General features: G+C 34.2%; 14 protein-coding genes. 10 read left to right on the top strand and 4 right to left on the bottom strand.

Annotated features, from left to right (window positions below):
- Window positions 1-110: 110 nt before the first annotated feature.
- Complete coding sequence (locus tag NE544_RS06170; RefSeq protein WP_118115071.1) at window positions 111-1,436, bottom strand: class II D-tagatose-bisphosphate aldolase, non-catalytic subunit; 1,326 nt, start codon at window positions 1,434-1,436, stop codon at window positions 111-113.
- A gap of 187 nt (window positions 1,437-1,623) precedes the next feature.
- Here NE544_RS06170 and nagB point away from each other — a divergent pair, with 187 nt between their 5' ends.
- The 7 genes from nagB to NE544_RS06135 all read left to right on the top strand — a co-directional run bounded on the left by nagB (window position 1,624) and on the right by NE544_RS06135 (window position 8,233).
- Window positions 1,624-2,343: a glucosamine-6-phosphate deaminase gene (gene nagB, locus NE544_RS06165; protein WP_118115072.1), complete on the top strand. Its 720-nt coding sequence runs from the start codon at window positions 1,624-1,626 to the stop codon at window positions 2,341-2,343.
- A gap of 69 nt (window positions 2,344-2,412) precedes the next feature.
- Window positions 2,413-3,168, top strand: a complete 756-nt coding sequence (srtB, locus tag NE544_RS06160; RefSeq protein WP_118115081.1) for a class B sortase — start codon at window positions 2,413-2,415, stop codon at window positions 3,166-3,168.
- Between the two features lie 29 nt (window positions 3,169-3,197).
- Window positions 3,198-4,280 (top strand): undecaprenyldiphospho-muramoylpentapeptide beta-N-acetylglucosaminyltransferase, encoded by a 1,083-nt coding sequence (gene murG, locus NE544_RS06155; RefSeq protein WP_118115073.1) that lies wholly within the window; start codon window positions 3,198-3,200, stop codon window positions 4,278-4,280.
- Window position 4,281: 1 nt separating this feature from the next.
- Entirely contained in the window at window positions 4,282-5,181 is a 900-nt protein-coding gene (gene murB / locus NE544_RS06150; protein ID WP_118115074.1) for a UDP-N-acetylmuramate dehydrogenase, read from the top strand.
- Window positions 5,175-6,182 (top strand): OCRE domain-containing protein, encoded by a 1,008-nt coding sequence (locus tag NE544_RS06145; RefSeq protein WP_256268711.1) that lies wholly within the window; start codon window positions 5,175-5,177, stop codon window positions 6,180-6,182. Before murB ends, NE544_RS06145 begins: the two co-directional genes overlap by 7 nt.
- A 55-nt stretch (window positions 6,183-6,237) precedes the next feature.
- Window positions 6,238-6,597 carry an Asp23/Gls24 family envelope stress response protein gene (locus NE544_RS06140; RefSeq protein ID WP_117570682.1) on the top strand — a complete coding sequence of 120 codons (360 nt, stop codon included), beginning with the start codon at window positions 6,238-6,240 and terminating at the stop codon, window positions 6,595-6,597.
- 10 nt (window positions 6,598-6,607) lie between these two features.
- On the top strand, window positions 6,608-8,233 hold the full coding sequence (locus NE544_RS06135; RefSeq protein ID WP_256268710.1) for a DAK2 domain-containing protein: 1,626 nt from the start codon (window positions 6,608-6,610) through the stop codon (window positions 8,231-8,233).
- A 245-nt stretch (window positions 8,234-8,478) separates the two neighbouring features.
- Here NE544_RS06135 and NE544_RS06130 read toward each other — a convergent pair whose 3' ends face one another.
- Complete coding sequence (locus NE544_RS06130; protein WP_256268709.1) at window positions 8,479-10,215, bottom strand: carbon starvation protein A; 1,737 nt, start codon at window positions 10,213-10,215, stop codon at window positions 8,479-8,481.
- 448 nt (window positions 10,216-10,663) lie between these two features.
- Here NE544_RS06130 and NE544_RS06125 point away from each other — a divergent pair, with 448 nt between their 5' ends.
- Window positions 10,664-11,410, top strand: a complete 747-nt coding sequence (locus NE544_RS06125; protein ID WP_256268708.1) for a metallophosphoesterase — start codon at window positions 10,664-10,666, stop codon at window positions 11,408-11,410.
- Window positions 11,411-11,423: 13 nt separating this feature from the next.
- Here the strand turns inward: NE544_RS06125 and NE544_RS06120 are convergent, their stop codons facing one another.
- Together NE544_RS06120 and NE544_RS06115 are read right to left on the bottom strand one after the other, a co-directional pair.
- Complete coding sequence (locus NE544_RS06120; RefSeq protein WP_117926862.1) at window positions 11,424-12,383, bottom strand: L-lactate dehydrogenase; 960 nt, start codon at window positions 12,381-12,383, stop codon at window positions 11,424-11,426.
- Window positions 12,384-12,458: 75 nt separating this feature from the next.
- Window positions 12,459-13,583 carry a S1C family serine protease gene (locus tag NE544_RS06115; protein WP_256268707.1) on the bottom strand — a complete coding sequence of 375 codons (1,125 nt, stop codon included), beginning with the start codon at window positions 13,581-13,583 and terminating at the stop codon, window positions 12,459-12,461.
- 155 nt (window positions 13,584-13,738) lie between these two features.
- Here NE544_RS06115 and NE544_RS06110 point away from each other — a divergent pair, with 155 nt between their 5' ends.
- Window positions 13,739-15,034 (top strand): neurofilament protein, encoded by a 1,296-nt coding sequence (locus tag NE544_RS06110; protein ID WP_256268706.1) that lies wholly within the window; start codon window positions 13,739-13,741, stop codon window positions 15,032-15,034.
- Between the two features lie 76 nt (window positions 15,035-15,110).
- Window positions 15,111-15,368: a hypothetical protein gene (locus tag NE544_RS06105; RefSeq protein ID WP_117924004.1), complete on the top strand. Its 258-nt coding sequence runs from the start codon at window positions 15,111-15,113 to the stop codon at window positions 15,366-15,368.
- The last annotated feature ends 18 nt before the right edge of the window (window positions 15,369-15,386 follow it).

The raw sequence follows: 15,386 nt of genomic DNA, 5'->3' as shown, positions 1-15,386 counted from the left end.
AGTCAAAAGCGATAGCTTGAACGAAGTGAAAGCAGCGCCTTGAGACGCGAGCTGGCAGTAAAGGCTTATAGCCGCAGAGAAAACCGCGCTTTTTAAACGCGGTTTTTATTTTAGCGAACTAATTCTTCCTGGTGACTAGCGTAAGTATATTCTTCAATTGTATACATAACGCGAGCTTTGATTAAGTCTTCAGGAGTATTATTCAATTTACCTTCACGTACCATAGTATATTGGAAAGGCATGTACTGACTTAACAATGGTAATGGTACTGGGTGTTCTTTTAAGTTAGTCAATAATTTAGCTAAAGCATTCTTAACATTTTCCTGTGGTAAATAATAACGGCAACGATCTGAGAATGAATATTTACGTTTGAATGCAATTTCATTTTCTGTTCCATGATAATATGGAGCCCATTTACCTGGGTTTGCTAACATGGCTTTGTCTAATTCTTCACGGAAGTGACTCGTTTCAAATCCATAAACAGCAGCCAATTCTTCTTCAATCATGCATAATGAGAAGATTCCTTCACGAGCGGCATAAGTAAGTCCAGGACCAACTTTTAAGATGCCAACACCATCTTCTACTAATTCACGTAATTTGTATTTCGTTTGATAATCGGTTGAGTGTCCTTCAAATACTAATTTGTCAAAATCTTTAATGCTTGCCATTAAATCTTTAGCACGTTCACGATCGTATTCTTCGCATCCGGCATCTTTTTCTTCAACACCTGGCTGAACAACAGCAGCAATAACGTGGTTCCAAGCATCTGCGATTCCCATATCATCAAACGCTTTTTCAAATGTAGCTACAGTACTCTTGAAATCTTCAGGTTTTGTAACTTGCATACCAGCATTTTCTTCTTGGGCTCCACCTGGAATTGGGACTTCACTACCGACGATATATACTGGGTGAATTGCTTCTGGATTTTCTTGAAGTAATTCTTGGTAAGCTTCTTCGCAAACTTTAGCTAAAGTAGCTCCACGACGAGCAATTGTTTCATCACTTAAACGAGTATTTGGATCATCATCAGCAACTTTCATACTTGTATCAATATGAATCTTAGTGAAACCAGCACGAACATAGTCATGTACTAATGTTTTTGCGTATTCCATAGCTTCTGCTTCTGGTTTATTTGCGACTGTTAATGGCCCTAAGTGATCTCCACCTAGGAAAATACGATCACTTGATAATCCAGCTTCTTTTGCCTTTTCATGACAGAAGTTGAAGAAATCTTTTGGTGTCATTCCTGAGTAACCACCATTTTGATCAACTTGGTTTGCAGTCGATTCAATTAAAACACATGAATCTTGTTTTTTTGCGGTTTCCATCGCAGCTTCAATAACGAATGCATTACTTGAACAGCATGAATAGATAGCTACGGCTTTACCTTCTTTTTGTTTTTTAACAATGTTTAATAATGGGTTTTGTTTAGGCATTGTATGTCCTCCTTAACTGTTTTTATTATACAGTATCTTTAACTTTTTTTCTTCTTTTTAACGTAAAGTCAATTAAAAAGTGCAAATATTACTAATTTGTTAAAAATGACAAAAGCATTACTAAAATGTACATTTTATTTTGAAAGCGCTATGTTATAATATAAGAAGAAATATGGAGGAGATAACAATGAAGGTTATTGTATGTGAAAACTATGATGAAATGTCAGCAAAGGCATTTGAAGTCATGAAAGAATTATTGGATGCTAAGAAAGATGCTGTCTTAGGTTTGGCAACAGGATCTAGTCCAGTTGGATTATATAAGGAAATGATCCAATACCACAAAGATGGATATAGCTATAAAGATATTAAATCTTATAACTTAGATGAATATGTAGGAATCGATCGTAAAGATCCTCAATCTTACTATACTTTTATGTATGAAAACTTATTTAAAGATATTGATATTGATTTAAATAATACACATGTTCCTTATGGAAGTACAGAAGCTGATTGTAAAGCTTATGAAGATGCTTTAAGTGAAGTATCAATTGACTTACAGGTATTAGGAATTGGACAAAATGGACACATCGGATTCAATGAACCTGGTACACCATTTGAAACATTAACTCACATCGTTGATTTAACAGAAAACACTCGTGAAGCAAATGCTCGTTTCTTTGATAACGATATTAACAAAGTTCCAACACAAGCTATTTCAATGGGAATTGGAACAATTATGAAATCTAAAAAAGTATTATTAGTGGCTAATGGTGAAAATAAAGCAGATGCTGTTAAAGCTATGATCGAAGGACCAATCGATACTGCATGTGCTGCAAGTGCATTACAAAACCACGCTGATGTAGTTGTTGTATTAGATAAAGCTGCTGCTAGTAAATTAACTAAATAATTGCGATTATCTTTATAGGATAGGGAATTCATTTCTCTATCCTTTTTATTTGTGTTAAAATTAAGCTGTATGAAAAAATGGATATATAGAATCGTTTTTGTCGTTAGCCTTTGTGTATTTGGGTACAGCGCCTATAATTTATGGGATATTTATTCACAGAAACAACAAGTTGCGACACAGACAAAACAATTAGAAAAAAAAGTAATTAAGAAAAAAAGAGAAAATAAAATAGAAAAGAATGTTTTAGAACCTGATTGGACAGCACTTCAAGCAGAGAATCAAGATATAGTAGGATGGATCTATGTTCCAGGTTGTGATATTTCTTTTCCTGTTATGCAATCGAAAGATAATGAATATTATTTGAATCATACAGTGAGTGGGGAATATAATAATAGAGGTTCGATTTTTTTGGACGCGAATGCGAATGCACAATTCCAAGATGATAATTCCATTATATATGGCCATTCTGTTGAAGGTGGAGGCATGTTTACCTTATTAAAGAAGTATTGTGATGAAGATTTCTTTAAGTCGCATCCAGTATTTTATTTATTAACACCAGATGCGAATTATAACTGTCATGTATTTACATTTGCGAAAACTACAGACGATAGTGTATTCTATACAACGTCATTTGGAGATTATAGACAAGAGACTTTAGATTCTATGAAACAGTCGTCTACATACTTCAATGATTTGGGGAATACAGATCAAAAGTTTGTTTCTTTATCCACATGTGATTTAGATTATGGATTTGAATCGAGTCATCGTTTTGTTTTGACTGGACAACTGGAAAAGACAAGTGACGATATTGTTTTAAAAGATTGATATATGATATACTTGGTGAGGTTTTTAATATGAAAATTTGTTTTGTGACAGGAGGAACAGGGGGTCATATTTATCCGGCATTAGCTTTAGCGGATAAAATGAAAGAACTTGATTCTTCGACTGAAATATTATTTATTGGAAATGATGATCGCATGGAAAAGGATTTGATTCCGCAAAATGGCTATGCGTTTAAGGCTTTACATACTTCTGGATTAGTAGGAAATGCATTAAAAAAATGTATGGCGGTTTGTCAGATGTTTAAAGCAGAAGGTAAGGCAAAAAAATACTTAAAAGAATTCAATCCAGATGTTGTGATTGGATTTGGAGGATATGTGAGTGCGCCAGTTATTATGGCAGCTCATTCTTTAGGAATCCACACCGTAATTCATGAACAAAATTCCATTGTTGGTAAGGCCAACCAGCTTGTTATGAAGAAAGTGGATGCGATTATAACTTGTTATGAAAAATGTAATGAGGTTTTTCCAAAGGAAAAGATTCATATGTTGGGAAATCCAAGAGCAACAATTGCCAAAGAGGCAACATTTGATGAAGACTATTTTAAATCATTAGGTTTAGATTTAGATAAAAAAACCATCCTTATTGTGATGGGTTCTTTGGGCTCTAGTTCTGTAAATGAATTAATGAAGAGTGCTTTAAAGGATGTCAATGATGATTTACAATTTTTGTATGTCTGCGGAAAAGACAATTCTCAAGATTTGAACTTATTTGAAAGCCAAAAAAATATTCATGTTGTACCATATGTAGATACATTGCGTATTTATGGACATGTAGATGGAATGGTTTGTCGTGCAGGAGCTACAACGCTTGCAGAAGTAACAGCTTTAGGGATTCCTTCTATCGTGATACCAAGTCCTTATGTGGCAAATAACCATCAATTTTATAATGCGAGTATGCTGCTAAGACAACAAGCTTGTCGTATTATTGAAGAAAAGGATTTGAACGCAGAAACTTTGCAAGGTCAAATTGTATCTTTATACGCAAATCCAGTGGTATATGAACAAACACATGAACATGCATTGCAGATGGGTAAACCAAATGCGGCATATGATATTATAGATTTATTGAAAAATATATGTAAAAAGGGGAACTAATATGAGCATAAAGGATCGTTTAATGACGTATGCAGAAGTTTTAGAACATGAGCCTATGAAGAAACATACCACTTTTAAGATTGGTGGTTGTGTAGACTATTATATATATCCCAAAAATTGTACAGCACTAATGTGTGTGCTTGAAATACTTGCACAGGAAAACATTCCATATTATGTACTTGGACGTGGATCTAACGTTTTATGTTCGGATACAGATTTTCATGGTGCAATCATCAATCTAGATCGTACTTTGAATGATTTCTATTTTGAACCAGATGGAGTGCTAGTAGCGCAAGCGGGATGTTCAATTATAAATATGGCAGTAGAGGCTATGAAAAGATCACTAACAGGTTTGGAATGGGCAAGTGGAATTCCAGGCTCAATTGGTGGTGGACTTTATATGAATGCCGGAGCCTATAAGGATAATTTGGCTAATCATTTAATTGATGTCTGTGTTTTAAAAGATAATACAATTTGTTGGATGAAAAAAGATGAATTGGATTATGCATATCGTCATTCTATCTTCCAATCACACAAGGATTGGACTATTTTAGTGGGTCGTTTCCAATTAGAAAAAGGAAACCAAAATGATATTCGTGATTTGATGGATTCTAGACGTGAAAGAAGAATGAGTGCACAGCCTTTGGATAAGCCTTGTGCAGGTAGTGTGTTTAGAAATCCAGAAGAAATTCCAGCTTGGAAATTGATTGAAGAGTTGGGATTAAGGGGCCATAAAATTGGTGGTGCAATGGTTAGTGAAAAGCACTGTAATTTTATTGTGAATGATGATTTAAATGCGACAGCTCAAGATGTTCGTGATTTGATTCATGAAATTAAAACTCGAGCAAAAAAAGAATATAACATTGACATGGTTACGGAAGTTGAGCAGTTATATTGGTAAAGAAAAAAGTTAAGCTAACTATTAAACAATCGATTATTTTTAGTCTTGTTGTTATGATGGTAGCTAGTATTTTTGTGTATTATTTTTCTACAGATTCCCATGTCAAGGTTTTATCATGTAAAAACAACTATTATTTGTCAGATAGTGAAGTCTACGATTTGGCAAATGTGAGTACGAAGACACGTATCTATTTAATGCCTTCGATTATATTGGAGAAGAGAGTAGAAAAGATGCCTTTTGTACAGTCTTGTGATGTTTCAAAGAAAAATCGAAAACTTACATTTAATGTGCAGGAAAAATTGATGGTTGGCTATTATGTGAAGGATAATAAGAATTATGCCCTTTGCCAAGATGGCTCTTCGATTGAAATAGATGAACAATATTTAAATATGATTGTACATTTTCCTTTGTTGTCAAATTTTAACGCAAAACAAAGAAAGCAGTTGTGTGAACAGTTTCAAAAACATCGCAAAGTGTTAACTCGAGAATTAATTGAAAAGTTTGCAGAAATTGTACCTTATAAAACAAGTTATGATAAGAATATGTTTAAAATCACAATGCAAGATGGGAATATTGTATATACCAATTTAAAAAGTATAAAAATGTTATCTAAATACCAAAGTGTTTTGACAAAACTAAAAGGACAATCTGTTTGTCTGGTTTTGGATTCTACGCATTCAACAATTGAAAAGGTGAATTGTGATGATTTGAATTCGAAACAAAAGGTTGAAGAAAAACAGGAAGAGAAGACGGAAAAGACCGAAAAGACTGAAGCAACAGATGAAAAACCTTCGGAAAATACTGAGGTTCAAGAAGAACAACAGCCAACAGAAGATGAATCTGAGAATCAGGCTGAATGGGTCTATGATGATAACACAGGCGTGTATTATTATGAAGCCATTGGAATGTATTATGATCCAAATACAGGTGAATATTATGATGGAAATGGTACATATTATTATTGGGATGAGGAATCTCAAAGCTTTGTAGAAGCGTATTAGGATTTGTGTTTATATTTTAAGTAGAGTATAATTAATAAAAACGGGAGGTTTTATTATGCCTATTAATAAATCAACAGAATACGGAAATATCGAAATTTCATTAGACGCGATTGCCAATTTAGCTGGTGGAGCAATTACTGAATGTTATGGTATTGTAGGTATGGCTAGTCAGAAAACATTGAAAGATGGCTGGGCAGAATTATTGAAAAAAGAAAACTATGCTCGTGGTGTTGTTGTAACACAAGATGAAACGGGATTAGTTTTGAATCTTTATATTATTGCATTACAAGGAATTAAATTAAGTCAAGTTGTGTATGAAGCACAAAAACGTGTTAAATATGTATTAGAGAAAACTTTGGAAGTAAAATGTAACGCTGTAAACATCTATGTACAAGGTGTTCGTGCTGTAAAGTAGGGGTTAAGAGATGGAAAGAATTAATGGTATTTTATTTAAACAGATGCTTGAATCCGGAATGAATAACTTATCAAATCATTCAGCGGAAATCGATGCATTGAATGTTTTCCCTGTGCCAGATGGAGATACAGGTACAAATATGCATTTAACTGTGTCAAATGGTGTAAAAGAAGCGCTTAAAACGAATTCTGATTCTGTAAAAGATATTGCGAAAACGTTATCTCGTGGATTATTAATGGGTGCACGTGGAAACTCTGGTGTTATTACGTCTCAGATTTTTAGAGGAATCTATCAAGCGGTTGAAGATTTAGATGATATGGATGCATCCCAATTGGCTCATGCATTGGTTAATGGAAGTCGTGTGGCGTATCGTGCTGTTATGCGTCCAGTAGAAGGTACAATCTTAACTGTTGTTCGTGAAGCTGCAGATTATACATATGCATATACTACAACGGAAGATGTTACAGATTGTATGGATGTTATGAAGAAGATGGTGGAAGAAGCCAATGCTTCTTTACAAAGAACACCTGAATTATTACCTGTACTTGCAGAAGTAGGTGTAGTTGATAGTGGTGGAAAAGGTCTTTGTGTGATTTTAGAAGGATTCCTTGCTGCTATGGAAGGTCATCCAGTAGAGCTTGAAGGTGCAAAAGCAGCTGGTGAAAGTGCACAAGCTAAAGTAGAGGGTGGAGAAGAAGAATATGGATTCTGTACAGAATTTATTTTGAAGTTATCTGAAAATGGTATTCGTCATTTCTCTGAAACTAGCTTTAAAGATGAATTAGCAACAATTGGTAATTCAATTGTTTGTGTGCAAGATGAGAATTTAGTAAAAGTTCATGTTCATACATTAGAACCATTCACAGCGATTAAAATGGGACGTCGTCAGGGTCGTTTTATTAAGTTGAAAGTTGAAAACATGCAAGAGCAGCATGACAATATTATCGAAAAAGAAGAAGAGGAAAAAATGGCAGAACACAAAAAATATGCCATTATTACCGTAGCTCCTGGTGATGGAATCAAGAAGATGTTCACAGAACTTAGAGCTGATATTGTTGTTGGTGGTGGACAAACAATGAATCCGAGTACAGAAGATTTTGTTTCAGCCGTTGAAAAGTTGAATGCAGATCATATCTTCATTTTACCGAACAACTCAAATATTGTTTTAGCTGCTAGTCAGGCTGCACAGGTATGTTCAGATCAAGATATTCATGTACTTCCAAGTAAAACAATTCCACAAGGATTAAGTGCTTGTGTTATGTTCAACCCAGATGTTGAATTAGAAGATAATTTAGCTGAAATGAATGAAGCTATTGAAAATGTTAAATCTGGTGAAGTGACTTATGCAATCAAAGATACAACATATGATGGTCTTGAAATTAAAAAAGATGAATATATGGGTATTTTTGGAAAAGATATTTGTGTATCTTGTCCAGATTGCATGGAAGCAACAAAAAAATTGTTGGATAAAATGTTAGATGACGATAGTGAACTTGTTACTTTGATTTATGGTGATACAGCTACAGAAGAACAGGCTGAAGAAATCGCTGCTTATATTGAAGATAACAGTGATGCAGAAGTTGAAATCCATGAAGGAAATCAACCAGTTTACTCATTTATTATTGGTGTTGAATAGTAAAAAATAATGAATCCATCAGACTTAGTTCTGATGGACTTTTAGTACAATACATTTTGTAGGGGTTGCTGAATTTGCTCTTTAAGAATTTAAGAGGCGGCATATACCTCAAAACAATTTGTAGCTGAGATTAGGCTCGGACAACATGTAGTTGTCCGGGTCCTTTTTTTCAACCATTTTAACGATTCCATAATCCTTGTCGATTTTAGTAAAAGAAAAGACCGCTTGATGCGGTCTTGACTATTCTATGCGTTTTGTTCTTGTTCTTGAAGTTTTGCCTTTTCAACAGGTTGAACTAATTTCTTTCCAGAACCAATGAAGATCATCAATCCTAATGCCATTAATAGAACAGCAAAGAATAATTGTAGTCCGTCTGTCATAAATGCGAATCCACCAGTTACGAATAATTTTAAGCAGATGTTGTATACTGACATTCCTAAGCTTGTCATTGTTACAACTAACATCATAACCATTGGTACGTATAACATATATCCTTTACGTCCTGTAACTTTTAAGAATACAGATAATGAAACTAATACCATCGCAGCTAATAATTGGTTAGCACTACCGAATAATGGCCAGATATTTAAATATCCACCTAAGCTTAATAGGTAACCACCGGCTAATGTGATCAATGTCGCAACATATTTATTTGTTAAGAAAGCGACAACACTGTTTGTTTCAGTTTCTTCATTGACTTCAAATAATTCTTGGAATGATAAACGTCCGATTCTAGCAACAGCATCTAATGAAGTTAATGCCAAAGCAGAAACGAACATTGTCATGATGCATAGACCCCATTCTTGAGGAAATCCAAATTGTGAAATCAATCCAGTAACACCCACTGAGAATTTGATGAATGGTGTTGCAGTATCGGCAAATGCCATAGAAGATAATGTTTCATTTAATACGCCTTTGCTAGCTAAGCTAGTTAAAGATCCAACAACAACGATTACAAGTACAGCAAGTAATGATTCAAGCAACATACTTCCGTATCCAACTTGTAACATATCACTTTCGTTGCGAATTTGTTTAGAACTTGTTTCACTAGATACAAGTGAGTGGAATCCACTAACAGCACCACAAGCAACTGTAACGAATAATGTTGGGAAGATATAGCTTCCTGTTGCAGATTTAAATCCTGTGAATGCAGGTGATGTGATTGTAGGATTTGATACAAATACACCAACAACTGCAGCAACGATCATTCCGATGAATAAGAATGTAGTCAAATAGTCACGTGGTTGTTTTAATACCCAGATTGGTGTAACACTCGCAAAGAAGATATAAACGAATACTAGATATACCCAAGTTTGTTTAGTGAAGTAAACTGGGAATGCGATTCCTAATGCTAACATAGCGACGATTAGTGCAATGCCTAAAACAGCTTGTTTCCATCCTGAAAGCCCCGTTTTCTTTAAGAAGAAACCAAATGCGATTGCAACAAATACATATAGAATTGTGATTGAACTAGCAGCTCCACTAGGTAAAGATTGTGCACCAGCAGCATTGTATCCGTTTAATGATCCTGCAACCATGTCAGCAAATGCAGCAATAACTAATAAAGTAAATAACCAGCAGAACAAGAAGAATAATTTACGTCCTGTTTTACCAATGTATGTTTCAATGATTTGTCCCATTGATTTACCGTGAGATTTAACAGATGCGTATAGAGCACCAAAATCTTGTACGGCACCAAAGAAGATTCCTCCGACCATTACCCATAAAAATGCAGGTAACCATCCAAATACCATCGCAAGTACTGGACCTGTTACTGGACCGGCTCCGGCAATTGAAGAGAATTGGTGTCCAAATACTTCCCATTTATTACTTGGAACATAATCAACTCCATCTTCTTTTTCATAAGCAGGTGTCTTAGCTTTTGGATCAATTCCCCATGTTTTAACTAAATAACGTCCATAAACTAAGTAAGCTGTAAGCAATAATGCAGCACCAATAGCTAATAATAATAGACCATTCATAAATAATTTTCCTCCCTTAAAACTTTCTATTCAAATATTCAAATAATAAAAAAAGACTTCGTCTATCTAAGACGAAATCTAACACTATTCCGCGGTACCACTTAGTTTACAACTACATTATTGCCACTTAGAACTTCTTAACGCGAAGGACGAATCATTTTACTTATAATTTCAAATGATTAGCTCACAAGTGATAGCTCTAAGGACCGTCGTTACCATTTCACCAAATTTGATACTCTCTTAAACCGGGCTTGCTTAAAGTCGTGTCTTGCTCATTGCTTTGAATATTTGTGGTTGTATAATATACCATCTTGAAAAACATGTCAATAAAAAATGTAACAAAATGAAAAATGATGTTTTCACAATTTACATTAATTACAATTGTCATTTGTTTGTTAACATGTGAACGTTTGTGCTATAATATAAAAATGTTGTTGGAGGGGAACAGATGATTTATATAACTGGAGACATTCATAGAGAACAAGATATTCATAAAATCAATCCTAGAGAATTTACAGTTGGCAATTCTTTAACAGAAAATGATTATGTTATTATATGCGGAGATTTTGGTTGCGTTTGGGATGGAAGTACAGGGGATAACTTCTGGTTAAAATGGTTAGATTCACTTCCTTGGAACACTTTATTTATTGATGGGAATCATGAAAATTTTGATGTTCTTAATACGTATCCTGTAGAAGAGTATAAAGGTGGTAAAGTACATCGTATTCGCTCGAAAGTATTTCATTTGATGCGTGGTGAGGTTTTCAATATTGATGGTTATAAATTCTTTGCTATGGGTGGAGGATTTTCCCACGATGTTAATTATCGTACAGAACATAAAAATTGGTGGAAAGATGAAATTTGTACGATTGAAGAAGCGAAACATGCTTTTGCGACATTAGAAAAAAATAATTGGGAAGTTGATTATATTTTATCGCACGATACATATTCATCGCATCCATTGGCTCATAAATATGAAACGGATATGAGTTTATATGGAGATGATTATTATGATTTGCACGATTGTTTAGAAACAGTTGAGAAGAAAACAGATTATAAAATGTGGTTTAGTGGACATTATCATGATGATATGATTCATTATTCGGATTCCAATAAGCCATGTTTGACTTTATTTGATAAAGTTTTATTACTAGATAATATAGATGAAGAAATTAAAAGCCTGACTAAAATTTAGTCAGGCCGTTTTTTTAAAGGATGTCTTGAAGATTTTCTTCAATTGTATTTTTTAATGTATCGAATGAATGGTCAAATCTTTGTTGATCATTTTCATTTAAGTGTAAACGAATCACTTGTTCTACACCATTTGAACCAACAACGCTTGGTGTTCCAATAAAGTAGCCTTCTTTACCATATTCACCATTTTGATATGCACTAACTGGTAAGATAGCACGTTCATTATTTAAGATACAAGATACGATACGTTTTAATGCCAAACCAATTCCATAGTAAGTAGCGCGTTTTAATTCGATGATTTTATAAGCTTTATCACGAACATCAATATAGATTTCTTGTAGTTCACTTAAAGAAATATTATTTTCATCTAAGTATTCAAGTAAGTTTTTACATCCAATATATGAATGGATCCAAGGAACGAAACTAGAATCTCCATGTTCACCCATAATATATGCATGGATATTACTGTCTGCAAATCCTAATCTTTCGCTTAATGCGTGACGTAGACGAGCTGTATCTAATACAGTACCTGATCCAATAACGTGGTTTTTAGGTAATCCACTTTCTTTCCATGCAACATATGTCATGATGTCTACTGGGTTGTTGGCAACAACTAAGATACCATTGAAATTATTTTCTTTTAAGGCTTTACATACACCTTTTGTGATGTTTGCGTTGATTTTAACTAAATCCAAACGAGTTTGACCTGGCTTTTGAGCAGCACCAGCTGTTAAGACAACAATGTTAGTATCAGCTGCATCTGCATATGTTCCAGCAGAGATTTTCATTTTCGTATCTGCATATACTAGACCATCATTAAGGTCCATTTGTTCACCTTTTGCCTTGTCTTCATTGACATCGACTAAAACAAGTTCATCGATTCCTTTTTCTGAAAGCATTGAATAGGCAAAACTCATGCCGACAAACCCTGTACCAACAAGCATGATTTTTCTTTTTTTGATTTTTTCAGACATAAACTTCATTCTCCTTCTTATATGTACACAACTATTATAGGTTAGTTTCAACTAAAAAGCCAGTGTATAACTGGCTTAATTAGTTTGGGTTTGGGCTTGTAGAGTAATTTCGACTGTAATCTTCTTGGAATCTCTTTCAACGACCATTTTAACGGTATCTCCAATTTTATGCTTTTTTAGAACATTTTTTACATCACTTGTTGATTGGATTTGTTCACCATCAAAACTAAGAATACGATCATTTTGCTTTAGTCCTGCTTTATCAGCTGCTCCATTTTTAACAATTTGTACGATGTAGCAGCCATCTTCGTATTTTGAATATTGACTTTGATTGTTTGAAGTATAGTCATATAAACTAACATTTAATGCAGGTCTTGAAGTGACACTTCCATTTTGCATAAGCTCTGTGATAATGTCTTGAGCAGGTGTGATTGGAATCGCAAAACCTAATCCTTCAATTCCGGTTGAACTTTCCTTTGCGTTAACAATTCCAATTAGATTACCGTCAGCATTGAACAATCCTCCGCCAGAGTTTCCTGGATTGATGGCAGCATCTGTTTGTAGAAGTGTCATAGTTTCATCATCAATTGTGATTTGTCTGTCTGTTGCAGAAATAATTCCTGTTGTAACTGTACCACCAAGTTCTCCTAATGGATTTCCAATGGCAATGGCAGGATCTCCAACTTGTAAAATATCACTATCACCAAGTGTTGCAGCCTGTAGGTTGTTCGCATCCACTTTAATAACGGCTAAATCTGTCTGTGAATCTTTACCAACAACACTCGCATCATATTCTGTGCCATCTGTAGTTGTCACTTTTAAACTTGTTGCTCCACTTACTACATGGTTATTCGTAACAATATATCCATCTTTACTGATGATGACTCCACTGCCGGCACCTTGTGAAACGTATTGTCCAAAAATGGAATTTCCACTTGAAACAGATTCAGTTGTGATTTCGACAACACTATCTTTACATTTTTCTACGATGTCAGAAACATCCGATACTTGAACGGTTCCAGAATTGGATTTATTAGTTTGTTGCTGAATAGTGACATTGGCATTATTAGATAGATGGCTTCCAGCATAGCCAGCACCAAATCCAACGATACCCGATAATAGGATTATACCTACAGTGGTTATAATTTTATTTCGAACAGGGACATATGTTTTGGACCTAAATTCAGGTGGTGTTTGCATGTTGATTCCTCCTTTTGCATGCTATATTCTGTAGTATACACCAAATTAAACAAAATACATGCATCAAATACGCTATTTTGTCTATACAAATTTTGGATTATTTCTATTCAGTGATATAATAGCGTTATAGAAAGCATGTTTAAGGGAGGTTCCGTATGCCAACAAAAACAACAAAAAAAGTTACAAATAAAAAAGTAGTTGATAAAAAAGAAGAAGTTAAAGCAGTAAAACCTGTTGAAGAAAAAAAAGTGGAAACTAAACCTGCAGAAGAAAAGAAAGCACCTGCTAAAAAAGTAGCTGCAGAAAAAAAGACTCCAGCTAAAAAAGAAGAAGCTAAACCTGCAGAGAAAAAGAAAGTAACTGCTAAAAAAGCAACTGCAGAAAAGAAGACTCCAGCTAAAAAAGAAGAAGCTAAACCTGCAGAGAAAAAGAAAGCACCTGCTAAAAAAGCAACTGCAGAAAAGAAGGCTCCAGCAAAAAAAGAAGAAGCTAAACCTGCAGAAGAAAAGAAAGCAACTGTAGAAAAGAAGACTCCAGCTAAAAAAGCAGCTGCTAAACCAGCTACAACAAAGAAAGCTTCTACTAAAAAGACAACTACTAAGAAAACTACAACTAAAAAGGCTACAACTAAAAAAATGACTAAAGAAGAACAATATGCTAAGTTATCATTAGATACATGCCTAGATTTAGCAAAAGCTATGTCAATGGATGTAACTCGCGATTCAATTATTCAACAATTGATCTTAAATCCGGATGTAAAATCTGTTTCAGAAAATCTAGTAAACAAATATCAATTGACTGGTAAGTTTAACTTTGAAGAAGATGGTTATGATGAAGGATTGGTAGAAGTACTTGTATCAAAAGTATTTGAGACAGCTGATATCAAACCTCAAAAACCTGAAGATTTACAAGCAGATGTTACACATGCATTGAATTATAAATTTACAGATGTTGTTGCGGATGGAGAAGAATATAAAGATCAATTTGATACAATGCGTAAAGTATTGATGATTGCACAACACAAAGATATTCATGATTCAAAGAAATTAGAAGAAGAAGTTGGCGTTGATGTAGAAAAGTTTGTTGAAGAATTCATGGATCTAGCTTACAGTGTTTTGAAAAAATGGAAATATGAAGATGTGGATTACTATGAACACTTTATTTTCGCAGTATTATCACAATTAGAAGACTTACATAACAAGTACAGTAATCGTATTATGATGGATGTAGCTGATCTATATATCTTACATGGTGATTATGGATTAGGTGATGCAGATTATGCTTATATCTTAAGAGAAAATCAAATCAAAGATTATATCTATTATCGTTATGCTTCAATTTATGAAGGCGTTGATAAAGACAAGGCAAAACAAATCGCAAACCAAGCTTTACAGTTTGTAGATGATCGTTTTACATATTATCCAAATATTATTGCAGTTTTAGAAGGTTAAGTTGGATTCTACTTGATTTTTAAAGGTGTTTTGCATATGATATAGTTTGCGAATACTATTAATCAAGGAGGATACAATGGCAGCTTCAAAAATTCCTGTGTGGATTAAACAATGCCTTGATCAATATGGTAACTGTGCATGTGGACGTGCAATTACTAAAAAAATTGGTAAGGATAATCTTTTACAGATTCTTGAAAACGAAGGATATCCATGTGAATTGGAAATCTTGAGTGATCAAAAAGACAAAAGTGCATATCCAAAAGATGGAACATATATTTTAACATTAAAAAATCGCCAACCATTATTGGCTGACGAAGATGAAGACGATGAATAACCATCGTCTTTTCTTTTT

The sequence above is a fragment of the Holdemanella sp. MSK.7.32 genome (assembly GCF_024460475.1).
In the GTDB taxonomy this organism is placed as follows: Bacteria; Bacillota_I; Bacilli_A; order Erysipelotrichales; family Erysipelotrichaceae; genus Holdemanella.
Note: the sequence above shows the minus strand (reverse complement) of the source record. Positions and strands in the feature narration are given on the sequence as shown.